Raw genomic sequence first — 16990 nt, forward strand, 5'->3', positions numbered from 1 at the left:
TCCTCCATCACCGACCATCGGTCATCATTCACCAGTCCTCACCCATCCAACCCCACCACAAATCATTGAGAAGGAGTCATCTTCATTTCTTCCCATTATTCAATAGCAATCTCTTGCAGAATTCCCGATATTAAAATGGGTGTTTGTAATAGCAAACTACCCATATGGTGGAAGGCTTCTAGACGTGAATTGTTTTTTCGTCAAGTATGTTTTAAGGAGTCCATATGTTGAATTGACGTCTGTTATTTGCAGGTATTCTATTATTGACCATTACAATTTGATGTCTATAAAGTTTTGGTTTTCAATAACTTTTGTATATTCAACTGATTTTAACTCTATCTCTTAATTTTTTTACTATGAAAAAGTTTGCTCTCTTTCTCGCCATGTCGGCGATGAGCTGTTTTACCTATGCCCAAATTGAAGACGGTCCGCGTGATCCAGATGATCCAGGTGCAGGTGGTCCATCGGATCCGCCAGTAGCGACCCAGTGCTGTCCAGGTGATAACATTATAGTGAATGGGGACTTCACTAGTGGAATGCCTAATATCACTGCGTCTGATTACACCCAAGTGGCTGTAAACTCCAATGTGATTTGGGCAGGCCAATACTCACGTCGCAAGCCGACCGGTGTTAGTACCAGATCTTTTATGGCTTGTGTGGAATGGAATATTCAAGACCAAGATCATTGTGGTTCATACGATGCAGGTGCTTACCTGTTGGTAAATGGAATGACCTGTGACAACGGGTGGAAAAACGTGATGACCTTGAGTAACACGTTGGATGTAGGTACGTACAACTTCTGTGTAGACATGAAGAACCTGCGCAACAGCTGTATCAATTTCATGAGTCCTCAGATTCAAATTGATGTTGTACAGGCATCAACACAACAACTCTTGGCCACTACAGGAACTTTCTTTTTGTCAGAAAACACCAATGATCCTTGTGCTTGGAAGGATATTTTCTTGAATTTTAATGTCAATACTTCGGGGACAGTTGAAATTCGAATTCGTCATAACGCGGATTTTCGCATTGATGGAAACGACTTTGCCATTGATAACTTGAGTTTGAAGAGGCTCGAGCAGGTTTCAGAAGACGATCTAATTTTTGATCTAGAGACTTCAAGCATTAATGGCTCGACCTACACAACCACTGTCATCCCAGTTAATCCTTCTGCAGGTGCTGGCGACTGTTCATCTGTTTGGACATTGCAACAAAGCGTTGCTGGAGGCCCTTACACAACGGTAAGCACGTTCAATGGTCCTGGTCCACATGACTTTAACGGATACGTGTTCAATTACGAGAATGAATACCGAATCACTTGGACGGTTTCATGTCCGTGTCAACTGGAGAACTCTTGGTCTTTTGGAATACAGGCTGGCGGTAAAATTCAATTGAATACTACTTCGTTGACCAATCCAAACGTAGTGTACACAAGCTACGAAGAACTCGAAGGAACGGAGTATGATGAGCTTTATCGCTTCCATGTTTCTGGAGAGTCGCACAAAGCGGCACTACAGGTGAAGAGAGATGCAAGTCCAGTAGAAGAAGGACTAAAAGCTTACCCTAACCCTACCACAGGGGTCTTTACGGTTGAAGCAAATCAACTTCTTCCTGGTACCTATTCTATTGAGATTTATACCATGGATGGTAGGTTGATTCATTCAGTAGAAGAAGTGACGGTAGAGAATGGAAATCTTCAAAAAGAAGTGAGCATTACTAACGTTGCTGAAGGAGCATTGAAAGTTGTTTTGAAAGGCTCTGGTTCTGTAGTTTCTAGCACTACAGTTATCTTGAACAAAGAGTAATCTAAAGACACTCATATTAGACGGGCTGTATACTTCGGTGTACAGCCCGTTTTTATTGAATTAAATTCATTGTAAATAGAAGAGGATTAACTGCAGGATAACTATCGACAATTATGAATAGAATTATTCACGACTAATATCGCATATAAAATGAACCGTTTATTATTCATCGCATTTCGTCTCTCGCTAGGGCCAGCGCGATTTGATTGAGGAAGTAAATAAGGTGTAGCTAATCAGAATGCCGGACGGTACATCTTGAGTCTAGAAGTTTCATTCATCATTTTGGTGGAGTGTTTGGAAAACTGGCAGCCTAGTTCAATTGGCTTCTTAGTTCACTCTGACTATTTTTAGCACAATAATTGCTCATCTTTACGCATGCTCGGACCCAATCTTAGTCTTCGTGCACGGATTTTTATTTCCATGCTCTTCATGATTCTAGTGAGTTTTATCCTCACCGGACTCATTTCATTGTACCACTTTCAAGAAGAAAGCAGTGAGTATCACCAGGAGCGATTGCGTCGGAAAGAGTACGCCATTGAAAGTAATATCGAATACTTCTTAGCAAGCCATCCCGCCCAACAAGTGACGGATAGTTTGCCTTCGCTCTTCAGCAATAAGATCTGTGAATTGAGTGATGTTCACAATCTGGATATCAACCTCTTTAGTCCAAGTGGAGAGCTTATCATTACCAACAATGCTTATTTATTTGACGATGGATTCTTGTCTAAAACAGTTCCATCGGAGATCTTACAGAGCATTTCAGAAGGGGAGAGAAGGTTTATTCAGCCTTCTGCCGACACCTCGGATGTAATGCTCATTTACAGTACGCTCTACAACAATGCAGGGGAACCATTGGCGATTTTAAACTTGCCTTATTTTGAGTCGTCTGATTTGCCAGAGAACGATCTCGAGTTCTTAGAAACGCTCTTCACTTTGTACATGCTCCTTTTCATTGGGGCGGCCGTTCTGGCATACTTCTTATCCAATTACATCACACATTCACTCACGGTTATTGCCAACAAAATGCGGAAGTTGCAATTGGGAAAGAATGAACCGATTTACTGGAAATCGGAGGATGAAATTGGGGAGCTAGTTTACGAGTACAACCGCATGATGAGCGAGCTAGAGCAAAACGCCATCAAGCTTGCACAAAGCGAAAGGGAAACGGCTTGGAAGGAAATGGCCAAGCAAGTGGCGCACGAAATCAAGAATCCGCTCACACCCATGCGATTGAGTGTTCAGATGTTAGAGCGCAAATTGAAAGTAGACGATCCACAGCGACTCCGTGAGTTCACTGAGGGGATGATTTCGCAAATTGATGCGCTGAGCAATATTGCCACCGCCTTTTCAAGGTTTGCTAGCATGCCAGAGATGCAGTTGGAGAAAGTGGCGCTCAAGTCGTTTCTTGAAAAGTTTAGAGCAGCGCACGAAGGCTTGAACCTCGAGCTTCCCGAAGAAGATGTTCAGGTGGCTGTAGATAAGGATCAATTCACCCGTGTATTGAACAACCTTATACTCAATGCGCAGCAGGCAATTCCGGAAGGTAGAAAGGCGTGTATTTCTTTGGGATATGAAATAGCTGAATCCACCGTTCGAGTATTTGTGAAAGACAATGGTTCGGGTATTCCGGAAGGCAGAAGAGAGAAGGTGTTTGAACCGAGCTTTACCACTAAAACGCAAGGCATGGGACTCGGATTGGCGATGGTGAAGAACATCGTGAATGGATTTGATGGAAGTATCACTTTTGAATCCGTTGTAGGAGAAGGCACCACATTTGTAGTAGAACTCCCCACTTCAAAAAACTAAAACGAACAAGATGAAAAGAGCATTGCTGACAGTTGGACTGTCGTTATTGGGTGTATTGACTTTTGCCCAAGAAGGAATTCAGGTAACCGGTAAAGTGGTTCGCTATGTAGAGTCAGATGAAATGGTGCTTAGCACTTCTATTTCTGCCACCGAGGAAACGGTTGCCGAAGCTTTCGCAGAAGGTACCAAGAAGAGCCGGGCGGTTTTGAGCTATCTTCAATCGTTGGAAGATGTGTGTGAAGTTCAAACCCAACAGATTCGATTATCAGAGAAGTTCGAATATCACAGTGGAAGACAGAGTCGCATAGGATTTATCGCAGAACAGAGAATATCTATTCGAATCAAAGATTTCGATCAGTATCCGATTATTATGGAAAAACTGATTGCACTTGGCGTAGATGGAGTGAGTAACGTTGAGTTTGTGTATTCAAAAGAAAATGAAGTAAGAGAACAGCTTCGCTTGGAGGCCATTGAAGTGGCTGTGAAAAAGGCTGAGATTGTTGCGAGTGGATTGGGGGTACAATTGGGTACGGCGCAGTCGTATTCAGAGGGGTCCTACGTCCCTCCAATGATGGAGAACGTGATGTACGAAATGAAAAGTATGGATGGAATGTCGGATGGTGGACCGGCGATCTCTCCGGCAAAAACGAAAATTGAAATGGAAGTCCATGTTCGATTTGCGATCTTAGCGGAATAATTCAGAAAACGTAAGATCACACATATGGAAGATTTAGTATTGGTTGCACGCGAAGGCAAAATTGCTACCGTTACCATCAATCGTCCCAATCAACTCAACGCCCTTAATGGCGCCACGATTGCTGCACTCAGCTCTACCATGGTCGAATTGGAATCGGATGACGATGTCCGAGTAATCATTCTAACGGGTAGCGGCGAGAAGTCTTTTGTTGCTGGGGCCGACATCAAGGAGTTTGCAAATTACTCTGTTGAGGAAGGAAAGGAATTGGCACGAAAAGGTCATGAAACGCTCTTCAACCTTATTGAAAACCTCAAGAAGCCTGTGATTGCAGCCGTGAACGGTTTTGCTCTTGGAGGCGGACTAGAGTTGGCCATGAGTTGTCATGTTCGCGTGGCATCTGACAATGCTAGAATGGGGCTTCCAGAGGTGTCTCTAGGTGTGATTCCAGGTTATGGTGGAACACAACGCCTTCCTCAACTTGTTGGTAAAGGAAAGGCCATGGAGATGATCATGACTGCAGGAATGATAAAGGCAGATGACGCTCTTCAATGGGGTTTGGTGAACTACGTAGTGTCGCAGGACCAGTTGATGGAGAAATGTGTTGAAATCGCTTCTAAAACAGTTGCAAACAGCGGAGTTGCTATTGCCACAGCTATGAAGGCGGTAAATGCGGGATTTCAAACGGGTGTGAATGGCTTTGAAGCAGAGATCGATGCTTTCGGCGAAGCCTTCGGCACCGATGAATTCTCTGAAGGAACAACGGCGTTTATTGAGAAGAGAAAGCCGGAGTTTAAGTAAGTACTGTGTGCCAAGTTCTATAACAGATGATAGGCAAGAAAGTGGGCTTTGAATCCCTGCCTTTAGGTCAACTGTAGACTGAACTCTACCGATGTATATATAAATGGAAGAACACAGTTTTAAAGTAGAGAAAACAACGCGCTTCTTTAGTTCTGGAGGGTCTGGAGATTCCGTGAAGGAACTTTGGATTGTGTTGCACGGATATGGTCAGCTTCCGCAGTTTTTCCTGCGGAAGTTTTCCTTTTTAGAAACCGAGCGTAGACGAATTGTGGCTCCAGAAGGGCTACATCGGTTTTACCTTCAAGGCACTGAAGGAAGAGTGGGTGCTTCTTGGATGACGAAAGAAGCGAGGTTGGACGATATTGCCGATCAGGCCCATCATCTAGATCGATTGCTTGAGATCCAAAGAGAGCTTTGTCCCAATATTGAAAGGATAGTCCTCTTCGGATTTTCGCAAGGTGTGAGCACTGCTTGCAGGTGGATGGATCATCGTTTAGGCGCCGATATCGACGCTCTGATTTGCTGGGCGGGTAGTTTCCCTCCTGATATAGATTACAACCTCAGAAAAGAAGCGTTTGTAGGTCGACCGTTTCATTATTTCTGGGGAGATAATGATCCCTATCTTTCAGAGGGGAAAGTTGATCTGATGCTCACAGAATTAGGTAAGCGAGGTATTCATCCAACCCCCCATCCATACAAAGGTGAACACAGTGTTGATCCCGAAGTTTTAGCCAAAGTTTGGCAAGATGTGGTATTGTAGACACCGGGCATCAAGCTCTAATACTTAACCCCGAACTCCCAACCCTCATTTCATGCGTATCGACAAGTATTTATGGTGTGTGCGACTTTTCAAGACACGTTCGTTGGCAACGAATGACGTGAAGAATGATCGAGTGCTTCTTGGTGGTGAAGTGGCCAAACCTTCTCGTGAAGTGAAGGAAGGAGATGAAATCACGATCAAGTACCACGGATATTCACGAAGTTTCAAAGTATTGGGGTGGCCAAAATCGCGCGTAGGTGCTAAACTCGTGCCTGATTTGTTGGAGGAAACCACGCCTACTCAAGAACTCGAGAAACAGGAATTCCTCAAGCTAGCCAAGAATTTACAGCGCGATAAAGGCACGGGTCGGCCGACCAAGCGTGAACGTCGTGATTTAGATCGCCTGCTTTAGTAAACAACTTTGGCCGACCAAACTTCGTCGGTTTTTGTATCGCGTAAACGGATGATATAAACAGCCGCTTCACTCACGTTGGTATTGAATGAGAAGTGGTGTTCAGAGCGGGTCGACACGTTTTCTTCAGCGTGAATCACTCTTCCAGCCATATCGATTACATTCATGTCACATAGTCCAGTCATTGAACTAGGGAAGGTGATGATGAGATCACCGTTTGAAGCGGCTCTCACATCAAATGAGCGATGATTTTCGCTGGATTCTTCACTCAGTCCAATGGTTTTGGAAACCGCCATTAAATTGAAGCGATGCTCACCAAATGCGGTGTCGTGGGTAAAGGTGTAAGCTCCTGTGCTGAGGTCGTGGACGTTTCCTGTTTTCAAATCCACCAACTTTTCTGTGAAGTCAGAAGGAAGCGAGTTTTGACTTACGCGGATGGAGTAATTAGAACCGTGCGAAGCGTCGGTTAGCCCCAACATCACGGTATCTCCCATAAAGCTCTTACCAATGCTATTTAGGGCTACCGCCAGGCTGTCATCCGTGATAAAGAAGAAGTTCGCTTTGCCGGGGTTATGCTGTTTAACGGCGTCTCCACTTGCATCATAGTTGGCAGAATAACCCAATTCACGGATAAGTTGAGTCTGATCCAGTGTATTGTTACCATCGCTCAGTTCAAGAACCAGAGCTTCGGTGGTTTTTAAGAAGTTAGCCGGACTGCTTACTGTGCGATCTGCATCCGTGAAATTAAAGACGCTTGTTCCTGTTTCACCCGCATCATCTAGCTTTACCCAAATGGCCTGCATCGGTGAAATTGTCGCACTTCTCGTTGCACTTCCGGCACTTCCGTTGTGGTATACGTAGGCACCACTGCTCGGGTCCCAGATGTAGTAGTAGGCATTAATAGATGCTCCGCCAAAATCCTTATTCACCTCACTCCAGTCTAGGTTGGAAGGATAAGGGTTGGCAATGAGGTTCCAGCCGCTATTGCCCGTAGAGTTTGTGCCGGTGAAGGTAGACCAAAGAGGACTGCCAGTATAACCCAGGCTAGCCACGTTTTGGTTCCCGGTATTAATGGTGCCCGTTAAGTCTAGGATAACCGGTAGATTTCCATCGCTATTCACACCTTGTCCAGAGGGAACGAAATTGTTGTCAATGTAGACATTCCATCCTCCCGTAAAGGCATCTGTATTCGCATTGGCGGCCACCCAAATTCCTGCTGAGGCGTTCCAGCTATAAGCGGATACACCGCTGCTGTTTCCGCTATAATTGATCAGAATGTCGTCCTCCAAATCAGCTAAAGTCATAGATGCAATAGGAGAAGCAATGTTGTGCCATCCTGCCGCAGAAACATACATTTGGAAGGTAACATCGCCTGTAACAGCTCCTAGAACTTGGCTGTATCCATTTTCATTGGATTCTAAAGTGAAGGCATTGTCGTTGGTAACCAATGTGCCGTTTACCGTAATGCTTGGATGATTTTCGCCAGAAGTAGGGCGAACGGTTAATGTGCCATTGTGAAGATCAAGATCATTTACAGCTACTTGGTCTGAAATAACCGCATCCATTCCAAGAATAACCACGTCTTTGGTGCCGTCTGTAGACCCAGGAGCATTGGAAGTTCCTGATCCGTTGTACCATGCATCACCATCCCAGTATATCTCGTTGTTATCCGTATTCGTAAAACCAATTAGCATCTCAGGAGACAATTCCGTTGCCTGATCATCATCAAACACTTCTGTTTTAGAGCCAAGTTTGGTATTGTCATAGATGAAGAAGTCTTCACGGAGAGAGGCGTCTACAATGGTGAAGCTTAATACGCAGACATCAACCCACGCCGATTTAATGGTAGGTTGACCTGTTTCAGGACCTGTTGAAAGTTCAATGTTTACACTCAACTTTCCACTGTTGTCAACGGCGGTCATTGCTGTGTAGAAAGTGCTAGGTGGTAGGAACCCATCAAAGTTAGATGCGGTCAACGAAGCATAAGTAATTGCTGCTGTATTGTAGTCAATCAAAATGGTTGAAGTTCCCAATGCAAATGAGTCTGGGGAACTAGAAGAATTCGCTCTAATTTGTAGAGTTACCGATAGTGTTCCCGAGTTTGTATTGTCGTCTGAGGTTTCAACAATACGCAAATCATAGCTCGCTTGCGCAAAGGCGAATGAGCTTGAAAGGAACATAAATATTGCAATTAGTCCAGGTCTCATGGTGTTGCAGTAATTCGTCCGTTATTCGTTCTCCACATCATATTGGCATCACTTGCACTTATCTGACCGTCCATGTTGAAGTCCGCGTTAGAATAAATGTTCAAGTTACCATTTGCTGGCTGCCAGTATGAGTTTTTATCGGAAGCACTAATCTGTCCCGTTCCGTCCGCGTCTCCAGCCATCATCATCGAAACTCCACTCTTCACCTTAGCTCCTGTTACTCCGCCATACATAGCAGAAGCTCCTGTGGAAAAGTCGTATTCCCAACGAGCGATTGGCGGTAGTGAGTCGTTGTAAGTCAATGAGTCAGCGCTCATCACTGCCAAGTGATTACGGTGATAGACAACTACAAACTGCTTCTTATTTGGGTTGAATTCTGTATTGTCAAATTCAAGATAAGAGCTACCGTCTAAATCTACGATTGTTCCATCTTTAAGCAAAAAGCCAGCTCGTTTAGCCAATGAGCTTGATGCGGCTGCATTGGAAACCAAGTACGTTTCTCTAATTTCTACCAAGACCCAATCTACAACATCTGCATTTGGAATGGTTGTTACGCTCTCCCCGCCGGCATAGTTCCAAGGCGCCCCACTGTATGGGTTGCTCAAAGGAATTAGACCATTGGTGTTAAGTGTGGTGTTCATCTCTCCAGTTGCGGAGTTGAAAGCACCTTCCAAGAAAACGGTAAGGTCCAAACGTGGTGATCCCAATGAAGGGAAGTCTGAGAATCTCATTTCGGCCGCGCTTGAAACAAACTTAGGCTGACGAGTAGTGAAGCAGTACATATTAGAAATGCTTTCATTTCTAGCTCCAGAAGTAACCCATGAAAAAGCAGGGTCAGCGATTCCAGTGTATCCTGTGATTTCTACGTGAACAGAGCTGTAAACTACACCGTTGTCTAGCGCAATAACATTGTCGTTGAATTGCGATTGCGAATCGATGAACTGAGGGTTCATGGTGTAGATGACCTTATTCGCATTGTTCTGTGAACCAAAGCGAATGAAGCCTGGAGAAATACTGGTGTTGCCCGTTCTGCTGTGTACGTATCGGTTGGAGCTTACAGACACCATAGGGTTGGTAAACTGCGACCAATCAAAAGTGAAAACCAAATCACTAAAGGCAATAAAAGCGGTGTCTGAACGCGTACACTCCAAAGTAATGTCAAAATGCACAGTGCCCGAAGGGCTTTCCATGAAGTTAATCACGCCTACATCAATGCGCGTCTGACCAAAGCTCAAAGCTGAGGCAAGAAGAGTGATGTATGTGAAAAGCTTTTTCATTTTGATGTACTTCGGACTTTTGTGTGATAGGGTTCTATTCGTTTTTCTGTTGGAAGCGTAGAGCCGACAGGACTTGTGTCCCGTCGGCAAAACTTAGAGGATTATGGTGCTTGTGTGCTGTAATCGCGGTTGTTAAAGACAATCGCACGGTCATCGGCATCAATTACACCGTCGAGGTTTGCATCACTGTTGCTGTATGCATCTGTCGTGTTGCGGTCAGAGTACACAGCGCTGTAATCACCTGCATTGATTACGTCATCTGTGGCTGAGTCTGTCCATCCACCAAACATTACATAAAGTGAAGCATCTCCGTTGTAGTCAAACATTCCGTCAGTACCTGTAGCGCCTGTTGTGTTGAAGTTGTAAGAGAATGCACTTGTTCCGTTGTCAGTTAACGAAGCAGAAGAACTTGCCGCCAAGTGGTTTCTGTGGTGAACTGCTACGTAGTAAGTAGTGTCTGCGCTGCTTGGAGCGAAGGTGAGTGGGTTGCCGTCGGCTCCTACAATACTTCCGTCTTCAAGCAATAGACCTGCTTTTTTGTATTTCACAACTGAAGCATCACTTGCTCCACCTGAAGTTGCTTCTGCACGAAGTTCAACCAAAACCCAGTCTACAACAGTGCTCAAGCCAGAGGTGTTGGTGTCTGCGCCAGCGTAGCTCCATGGAGCAGCGGAGTAAGGTTGTACAGCTGGTACAGTGATGTTTGTACCTGCCATGTCTGTGCCGTTAAATGCACCTTCAAGAGTGATTGTGATTTCAGCTTCAAGTTCCGTCACGTCAACGTCATTGCTGTTCGCACTGTTGGCATAGTTTAGAACGCTATCGTCAGCAGCTACCAAACCGGTGTAGGCGTAGATATCAAATGCGTACTCTTCATATTGATCCAATCCTGTGATGGTAACAGAACCTGCTGTTCCGTCGCCGTTATAAACAACGTAACCGTTGCCGATCGCGTCACCTGAGCCGTAAGTAGTGTTCGCTGAATAAGATGTTCCTTCTGTTGGAGCGGTTGCAGCATCAGAGCTTAAGCGCGCTACAATCACCCAGTCATTGGTGTCTGCTGGGTTCGTCCAGGTCACTTCAATTGAGTTAGCAGATTGAGTGGTTGCTGTAATTCCAGCGAATGAAGTAGAAGGCTCAGCAAACATGCTGTATTGTGTTCCAGTCAAGAATGAGCTGGTCAAGTAGTTGTTATCCGATCCTGAGCCGTTGAATTCGTAGATCTCTACTGTGTAATTTTTTCCAGCAGTAAGGCCGGCGATAGAAAGTGAACCTGTGTTGGCCGCAGAGAATACTACGTAATTTTCAGTTCCTGTTGTATCTCCAGAACCAAATGAGCTGTTCGCAGTGTAGCTTGTACCGTCGTTTGGAGTAGCTCCAGTTGTATCGGCGTAACGTACCACTACGAGTACATTGTCACCGTCACCTTGTGTCCATGCAATGTCAAATCCAGTTGGATCAATGTTAGAGAACACAATGTTGGTAGCGGCCGTAGTTGGTTCATCTTGTAGCGATGTACCCGTTGCCGTTGCAGAAGGACCGTAAGCTTCAGTTTGACCAGAACCTCCGCTAAACTTGTAGATAGCGAAGTGGTAAGTAGTACCGTTAGCTAGACCCGTAATTGTTGCGCTAGTTGCAGTTCCGTCAAACTTGCCAACTACGTATTCTGTGCTCGATCCAGTGTTCAAAGAATCACCATCGCCAAAGTTGTTGTTGGCGTTAAAGCCTACTGTATTGATCGGGCCGTTTGCTACTGCTGAATCCGCGCGAGCAATGATCAACACACTGTCGCTAGCGGCATCCCAAGCTAGGGAAGCCTGACCTGGAGTAGAGAAGTCGCTTGTAAAGTTGGTGGCGGCTGCAATAGGAGCAGTGCCTGCAGTAGGGTCAGTAAGCGTTGGAGCGCTGATTGCTCTTTGGCGCAATCTTGACCCTTGTGTATAAACTTCGTAGATCTTTGTTCTTGGAGAGCCTGAGGCAACATATGCGATGTCCGGTGTAGTTGTGAAATCGCTAACAGTGCTCAAGGTAACGGTGAAGAGCTTAACAGGAGTAGTTGTGATTTCAGGGAAGTCACTTGTACTTGTTGCACCGAAGTTACCTTGAATGTTCACTACCACATTTGAACCTACTATAGTCGCGGACAACGTTGTGATGTCGGCGTGTACGTTAGCAGATGTTGCGTTGATAGAACTCCACTTGGTGGCAGAAGTTGAGAAAACGATATCCGCATCTCCTAGGAAAGTAGAGCCAGAAGTCGTATTTGCATATACATCGAACGTGAAATCCTGACCGCTCTGGTTTTGATTTCTCGTCGTCAACGTGATGTCGTTGTTTTGCCCCCAAGAAGTAAAACTACTCAAGGCGATGATTGCAATAATTAATCCTTTCAATTTCATGGTCAAATGTGTATTAGGTCTCTCGGCTACAAAATTCGCCCTTTAATTCCCCTCAATCCCAATGTTTATGGGCGTTTTCGATGAATGGTAGCATATCCACGATGAACGGTTGTATATGGCTATGTATGACCGAGCTTTTTTCATGCGGATTGGATTTCTGCGTTTTACATTTAACATCCGTTGTAAAATTCTTCTGGATTGCTAGGTAAAACGCTACCTTCGTACATACTGACTACGAACTATATTGCAATGATCCCCACTCGAATTTTGCTTGTTGATGACGAGCCAATTCTGTTAAAAGCTGTTGAGTTTAAACTGAAGAAAGAAGGCATGGATGTGACCACGGCAACCAACGGTGAGATGGCCATCGAACTGTTGACCGGCGGAGGTAGATATGACATTGTGATTTCTGATGTGATGATGCCTGGCTTGGGAGGGATGGAATTGCTGCGCCAAGTGAAAGAGAGTCAGCCGGATACGAAAGTTTTACTCCTTACAGGTTTGAAGACTGAAGACACGGTGGTCAATGCTTTCGACTTGGGTGCCGACGATTTCATGACCAAACCATTTAACCCGAAAGAGCTCGTTCTTCGGGTTAAGAAATTGCTCCGCTGATTTTTGCATCACGGGTATTTGATTACCTTCATCACACTACTTCCTTATATCTAAACCGCACATGAGTAGTGTGATTTCCCTTTGGGATTGGATTTTGGCGCAAGACCCTCGATTCCACATCGTATTCGGTCTTTCCGTCTTTCTGGTGCTCACGAGTTTGAGCCTCTTTGTCTATGTGCTACAATTGCGCAATAGACGCAACCTTACCCATCGACTTTCGGAAGAATTGCTCCTGGAAATTGAACCTCTCATTTTGGATTTGGTGTACAGTGAGGATGAAGAAGAGTGGCCCAACCGAACCAGCGAAATTCGGAGTATCCTAAATGTGAAGATGTTTGAGTTTCACAGCTATGGTCGTGTTTCCGATTACTTGGTTCTACTCCACAAACAGATGGATGGAGAAGCCGCTGAAAAGATCGAAAGGCTGTACCGAGAGATCGGCCTTCCCGATAGAACCATTAAGCTCTTAAAGGAGGGGCCTTGGCACCAAAAAGTGAAAGCGATTAGCGCTCTCGGTGAATTCAAAGTCCGCAGATACCTCTTTGAAGTCATTCAGTTCATGGATCACCCCAAGCGTTTGGTTCGTGATGAGGCGCAGTTTACCGCGATTGTATTAGGAGGAAAGAAGGCGGTAAAGTCCATCGCTGAACTGTCCAACTCCATTTCAAAATGGCAGCAATTGCGATTGCAGGAAGAGTGTGTAAAGATTGGTGATGCAATTAAGGAAGATGTCTTTAGTTGGCTGAGTTCTAAGAATGAAACACTCGTTGAATTGTCCCTTCGGATTTCCATTGGAATGGGGTGGTATGAAGTCTTGTTGCCTGTTTCTCAGTTGATAGGGCATAGGCGTGAAGAGATACGAAAACTGAGCGTTCTTGCTGTTGCTGAGCTGGGGACACCGGATATGTTAACCGAATTGGTTCGGCGATTTGAAGTGGAATCACGGTCGGTTCAAATGGAGATCATTCATGCCATTACAGAATTGGATCTCGAGGGTACATTGGAAAATTTCCTAGTATCCCAAGTGGCTTATGGTCAGCTTGAATTAGCGCTGGGCTCTGCAAGAGCCTTGTATGAACACAATGATGAAAACGAATTAGCTCGTATTTCTATGCTTTTGCCAGAAAGCCGTCGAGTGATCCTAGAACATGTCAAGTATGCGTGAGTTTGACAGTGAATTCAGCTCTGCCGATTGGATATTTCTGATCTTCTATGGCGTGATTTTCTTGTATACGATTACGGTGATGTTGTCGTATGTATTCTTGGCTCTGTTTTCTAATATTCAGGCTCGTATCTATATTCAGCGAAATAAGTACGCGAAGTACGACTTGCTCTTGAAGTCGAGCGTAGCCCCAACGGTGTCTGTTCTTGCGCCCGCGTACAATGAAGAAGCGACCATTGTTGAGAATATTCGATCTTTAATGAGTATCTCTTATCCTCGTTATGAGGTGGTTGTGGTAAATGATGGAAGTAAAGATTCAACCCTTCAACAGTGCATCGATGCCTACGACTTAGAGAAGATTCCATTCCAACCCACCGGCAGTTTGGTATGTCAAGAGATAGTTGCAGTGTATAGGTCTAAAAACCCCGTTTTCAAAAAGTTATTGGTTGTAGACAAGTTGAATGGTGGAAAGGCAGATGCCCTCAATGCAGGATTGAATGTCGCTCGCTCTGATTATGTGATGAATATCGATGTGGACTGTATCCTTGAGAGAGATTGTTTACAGCGTTTGATGAAGCCGTTTCTAGAAGAGAGCGGTCGAAGAGTAATTGCGACGGGTGGAGTGATTCGAATAGCAAACAATTGCGTTGTAGAAGGGGGGTCTATCAAAGAAGTGAACTTGCCTACTTCGTTGATCGGAAGGTTCCAAACTTTAGAGTATTTGCGCGCTTTTCTTCTTGGGAGAATGGCTTGGGGGTATTTGGATGGATTGTTACTGATTTCTGGGGCTCTCGGTGTTTTTGATAAACAGCTAGTCCTGAAGTGCGGCGGATATTTTGCCGAAACAGTAGGAGAAGACATGGAGTTGGTGGTTCGGATGAGGCGCTATGCCCGTGAACATGGTATCAAGTATAAGGTAGAATTTATTCCTGATCCACTCTGTTGGACAGAAGTTCCTGAGGATACAAAAGTGCTTTATCGCCAGCGTAACCGATGGACACGAGGCACGATAGAAACCATTTTACTTCACAAAAAACTCTTTATGAATCCTCGCTATGGCAAAATTGGGCTTTTGAGTTTTCCGTATTGGGTTTTCTTTGAGTGGTTGGCACCCATCATTGAATTCTTTGGCATCGTTTCCATGATTTTCATGGCCATGTTGGGGCTCATCAATTGGTCTTTTTTCATCCTGCTGTTTGCAATGGTGTACTTGTTCTCCATCACTATTTCCATCTACACACTCTTTATGGAAGATCTTACATTCTTCCAGTATAAGCGAAACAAAGACTTTCGAATTCTGATCCTGATGGCCTTCTTGGAGCCGTTCCTTTTCCACCCTTTTGTAGTGTGGTCTGCTGTACGAGGAAATTGGGATTACTTCTTTGAAGGCAAGAAACAGTGGGGGGCTATGAAGCGAGCTGGGTTTAATAAACCCACTTCTTCCAGCACAGATTCTACAACACCGGTAGGTTAAGGGCGAATAATTCCCGACTGAGGATATCTATTCTTAATGGTTTGTCGGTATCGTTTCGCAAGGCTGAGGTCATAGAAAGGAATCACAATGTCGTATTGCGCACTGGTGTTTCCCAATTTCACTTTAGCATAAGGAATCTCGCGGCTCTCAATGAAACGATGAGCATCTTCTGCACGCGGAAACGACCCTAAGAACAGGTAAGCTGTGATGGGGGTTTCAGGTACCTCTATGGAATCGTTTTCGGGAATGTACGCGGCCATGTATCCCACGCTCTTGGGTTCAGGTAGGGAGTTCCAGTTCACTTTTGGTTCATTGAAATTGACCAGTAGTTTCTCTGTGGTTCTGTAGCTCGAGCGTTCGGGTAGAGATAGGTGTGTTGTTCTGTTGCCGAGGAGTTCTTCGTGATATCGAGCGAGTGTTCCCTCCATGAAAGGTTGGTAGTAATCCCAGAAGAATTTTCTTCTATCACCTAAATTTTTGTTGTCGTACCAAAGCGGACTTAAGCACTCCGAACCTTCAAAATGCGAGGTGTAAACTGCAATCGGGTTGTCGGTAAAATCGCCAGCCATATAAATGGTGCGCCAATCCGGTTTTGCAATCACTGCGGGAAATGACTGCGGAATTCCCAATGCTCTCATCTTACTAGCGCCAACGGGGTTCGCGTAAATTCTGTATTGAGATACGATCCTGGCTGAGGTATCAATTTGTCCGATTTCAAACCAGAAAGGGTAGCGTATAAATGCATCAACACCGATGGATTCGGCTAAGACTTCTTCGGTTTCAATAATGGGAACAGGATGAACCATTTCAGAAGAGGGTAGGATGAGAATGCGACCGTCCTCATTAAAGAAGCCAACGCCAGGGCCCGATAATGTATAAGGTTCGTTGAACTGACGCGTGTATAGCTCCGGAATCCAATCTGGCAATTCCGTGTTCAATGCGGTGTCTAGCTCTTCATAGTATCTACCCACCCATCCTGTGAAGTGAATGCCTAATAGATCTTCCGCTCTTGTGCGAATCAATTCGGGAGTGGGGCTACCAAAGATGCTGAACTCGGCGAGTACGAGTTTTTTTCTATCCATCAAGCTCTGCATCAGCGAAATATCTTCACTCTCTAAGCCACCATAAATCTTACCTCTCTTGGGAATGTCCACCATGCGATCACGCCAGTCTTCATAGTATGAGCCGTAGGTGTCAATGAAGTATCCAACGTCAATGTAATCGGCAATGCTGTCAATAAGTTGGGGCGAAGAGTCTTTTAAGTCGTTAGAAATGAGTAAATTCTCGGGGGATGGAAAATATCCCAAGTAATCTATGCGCTGATTGTACTGTCCTCCGTCTTCTTTGACATATTTAGCATGATTCAACACCCAGGTAAAGGCGCGGTGTTCAATATTGCTAAAGTCTTGAGCAGTTTTATCAAGCATCACCACTTTTAAGGTGGTAGACGGTTTTGCTAGCCAAGCTAAATAGCTCCAGAGTGGAGTGAGCAGGAGGAAGAATAAAACGCCCTTTCTTAGGCGAAACTTCCATTTACTTGTTGATGCGGTGCCTGACATAGGTTCAGTAGTGTGCGTG

At 44.9% G+C, this 16990-nt stretch carries 13 protein-coding genes; 9 read left to right on the forward strand and 4 right to left on the reverse strand.

The window, feature by feature from the left end:
- The first annotated feature begins 356 nt into the window (after nucleotides 1–356).
- The 6 genes from F8C82_RS12700 (at nucleotide 357) to F8C82_RS12725 (ending at nucleotide 6278) form a co-directional block, all read left to right on the forward strand.
- Nucleotides 357–1805, forward strand: coding sequence for a T9SS type A sorting domain-containing protein (locus F8C82_RS12700; RefSeq protein WP_151693964.1), 1449 nt, complete (start codon nucleotides 357–359; stop codon nucleotides 1803–1805).
- A gap of 375 nt (nucleotides 1806–2180) precedes the next feature.
- Nucleotides 2181–3611, forward strand: coding sequence for a sensor histidine kinase (locus F8C82_RS12705; RefSeq protein WP_151693965.1), 1431 nt, complete (start codon nucleotides 2181–2183; stop codon nucleotides 3609–3611).
- A 10-nt stretch (nucleotides 3612–3621) separates the two neighbouring features.
- Complete coding sequence (locus F8C82_RS12710) at nucleotides 3622–4308, forward strand: SIMPL domain-containing protein (protein WP_151693966.1); 687 nt, start codon at nucleotides 3622–3624, stop codon at nucleotides 4306–4308.
- 24 nt (nucleotides 4309–4332) lie between these two features.
- Nucleotides 4333–5106 (forward strand): enoyl-CoA hydratase/isomerase family protein, encoded by a 774-nt coding sequence (locus tag F8C82_RS12715; protein WP_151693967.1) that lies wholly within the window; start codon nucleotides 4333–4335, stop codon nucleotides 5104–5106.
- Between the two features lie 103 nt (nucleotides 5107–5209).
- Nucleotides 5210–5866, forward strand: a complete 657-nt coding sequence (locus tag F8C82_RS12720; protein WP_151693968.1) for an alpha/beta hydrolase — start codon at nucleotides 5210–5212, stop codon at nucleotides 5864–5866.
- A gap of 52 nt (nucleotides 5867–5918) precedes the next feature.
- Nucleotides 5919–6278, forward strand: a complete 360-nt coding sequence (locus F8C82_RS12725; RefSeq protein ID WP_151693969.1) for an RNA-binding S4 domain-containing protein — start codon at nucleotides 5919–5921, stop codon at nucleotides 6276–6278.
- On the opposite strand, the gene F8C82_RS12730 is transcribed toward F8C82_RS12725, so the two are convergent.
- The 3 genes from F8C82_RS12730 to F8C82_RS12740 all read right to left on the reverse strand — a co-directional run bounded on the left by F8C82_RS12730 (nucleotide 6275) and on the right by F8C82_RS12740 (nucleotide 12161).
- Nucleotides 6275–8485 (reverse strand): hypothetical protein, encoded by a 2211-nt coding sequence (locus F8C82_RS12730; RefSeq protein WP_151693970.1) that lies wholly within the window; start codon nucleotides 8483–8485, stop codon nucleotides 6275–6277. The genes F8C82_RS12725 and F8C82_RS12730 overlap by 4 nt on opposite strands.
- Nucleotides 8482–9762 carry a hypothetical protein gene (locus F8C82_RS12735; protein ID WP_151693971.1) on the reverse strand — a complete coding sequence of 427 codons (1281 nt, stop codon included), beginning with the start codon at nucleotides 9760–9762 and terminating at the stop codon, nucleotides 8482–8484. The genes F8C82_RS12730 and F8C82_RS12735 overlap by 4 nt, the downstream gene beginning before the upstream one ends.
- Before the next feature lie 101 nt (nucleotides 9763–9863).
- Nucleotides 9864–12161, reverse strand: a complete 2298-nt coding sequence (locus F8C82_RS12740) for a beta strand repeat-containing protein (protein ID WP_151693972.1) — start codon at nucleotides 12159–12161, stop codon at nucleotides 9864–9866.
- A 249-nt stretch (nucleotides 12162–12410) separates the two neighbouring features.
- Between F8C82_RS12740 and F8C82_RS12745 the strand changes: the two genes are divergently transcribed.
- From F8C82_RS12745 to F8C82_RS12755, 3 genes are all read left to right on the forward strand, one after another.
- Nucleotides 12411–12776: a response regulator transcription factor gene (locus F8C82_RS12745; RefSeq protein ID WP_151693973.1), complete on the forward strand. Its 366-nt coding sequence runs from the start codon at nucleotides 12411–12413 to the stop codon at nucleotides 12774–12776.
- 61 nt (nucleotides 12777–12837) lie between these two features.
- On the forward strand, nucleotides 12838–13941 hold the full coding sequence (locus F8C82_RS12750; protein WP_151693974.1) for a hypothetical protein: 1104 nt from the start codon (nucleotides 12838–12840) through the stop codon (nucleotides 13939–13941).
- Nucleotides 13934–15412, forward strand: a complete 1479-nt coding sequence (locus tag F8C82_RS12755) for a glycosyltransferase family 2 protein (protein WP_170266258.1) — start codon at nucleotides 13934–13936, stop codon at nucleotides 15410–15412. The genes F8C82_RS12750 and F8C82_RS12755 overlap by 8 nt, the downstream gene beginning before the upstream one ends.
- On the opposite strand, the gene F8C82_RS12760 is transcribed toward F8C82_RS12755, so the two are convergent.
- A complete protein-coding gene (locus F8C82_RS12760) occupies nucleotides 15409–16971 on the reverse strand; it encodes a hypothetical protein (RefSeq protein WP_151693975.1) in 1563 nt (520 codons plus the stop codon). The two genes, F8C82_RS12755 and F8C82_RS12760, sit on opposite strands and share 4 nt — an antisense overlap.
- Between the last annotated feature and the right edge of the window lie 19 nt (nucleotides 16972–16990).

It is taken from the genome of Phaeocystidibacter marisrubri (assembly GCF_008933165.1).
Taxonomy (GTDB): Bacteria; Bacteroidota; Bacteroidia; order Flavobacteriales; family Schleiferiaceae; genus Phaeocystidibacter; species Phaeocystidibacter marisrubri.

Coding starts and splice junctions, on each gene's coding strand:
- F8C82_RS12700 (WP_151693964.1), top strand. CDS start 357: ATGAAAAAGTTTGCTCTCTTTCTCGCCATGTCGGCGATGAGCTGTTTT.
- F8C82_RS12705 (WP_151693965.1), top strand. CDS start 2,181: ATGCTCGGACCCAATCTTAGTCTTCGTGCACGGATTTTTATTTCCATG.
- F8C82_RS12710 (WP_151693966.1), top strand. CDS start 3,622: ATGAAAAGAGCATTGCTGACAGTTGGACTGTCGTTATTGGGTGTATTG.
- F8C82_RS12715 (WP_151693967.1), top strand. CDS start 4,333: ATGGAAGATTTAGTATTGGTTGCACGCGAAGGCAAAATTGCTACCGTT.
- F8C82_RS12720 (WP_151693968.1), top strand. CDS start 5,210: ATGGAAGAACACAGTTTTAAAGTAGAGAAAACAACGCGCTTCTTTAGT.
- F8C82_RS12725 (WP_151693969.1), top strand. CDS start 5,919: ATGCGTATCGACAAGTATTTATGGTGTGTGCGACTTTTCAAGACACGT.
- F8C82_RS12730 (WP_151693970.1), bottom strand. CDS start 8,485: ATGAGACCTGGACTAATTGCAATATTTATGTTCCTTTCAAGCTCATTC.
- F8C82_RS12735 (WP_151693971.1), bottom strand. CDS start 9,762: ATGAAAAAGCTTTTCACATACATCACTCTTCTTGCCTCAGCTTTGAGC.
- F8C82_RS12740 (WP_151693972.1), bottom strand. CDS start 12,161: ATGAAATTGAAAGGATTAATTATTGCAATCATCGCCTTGAGTAGTTTT.
- F8C82_RS12745 (WP_151693973.1), top strand. CDS start 12,411: ATGATCCCCACTCGAATTTTGCTTGTTGATGACGAGCCAATTCTGTTA.
- F8C82_RS12750 (WP_151693974.1), top strand. CDS start 12,838: ATGAGTAGTGTGATTTCCCTTTGGGATTGGATTTTGGCGCAAGACCCT.
- F8C82_RS12755 (WP_170266258.1), top strand. CDS start 13,934: ATGCGTGAGTTTGACAGTGAATTCAGCTCTGCCGATTGGATATTTCTG.
- F8C82_RS12760 (WP_151693975.1), bottom strand. CDS start 16,971: ATGTCAGGCACCGCATCAACAAGTAAATGGAAGTTTCGCCTAAGAAAG.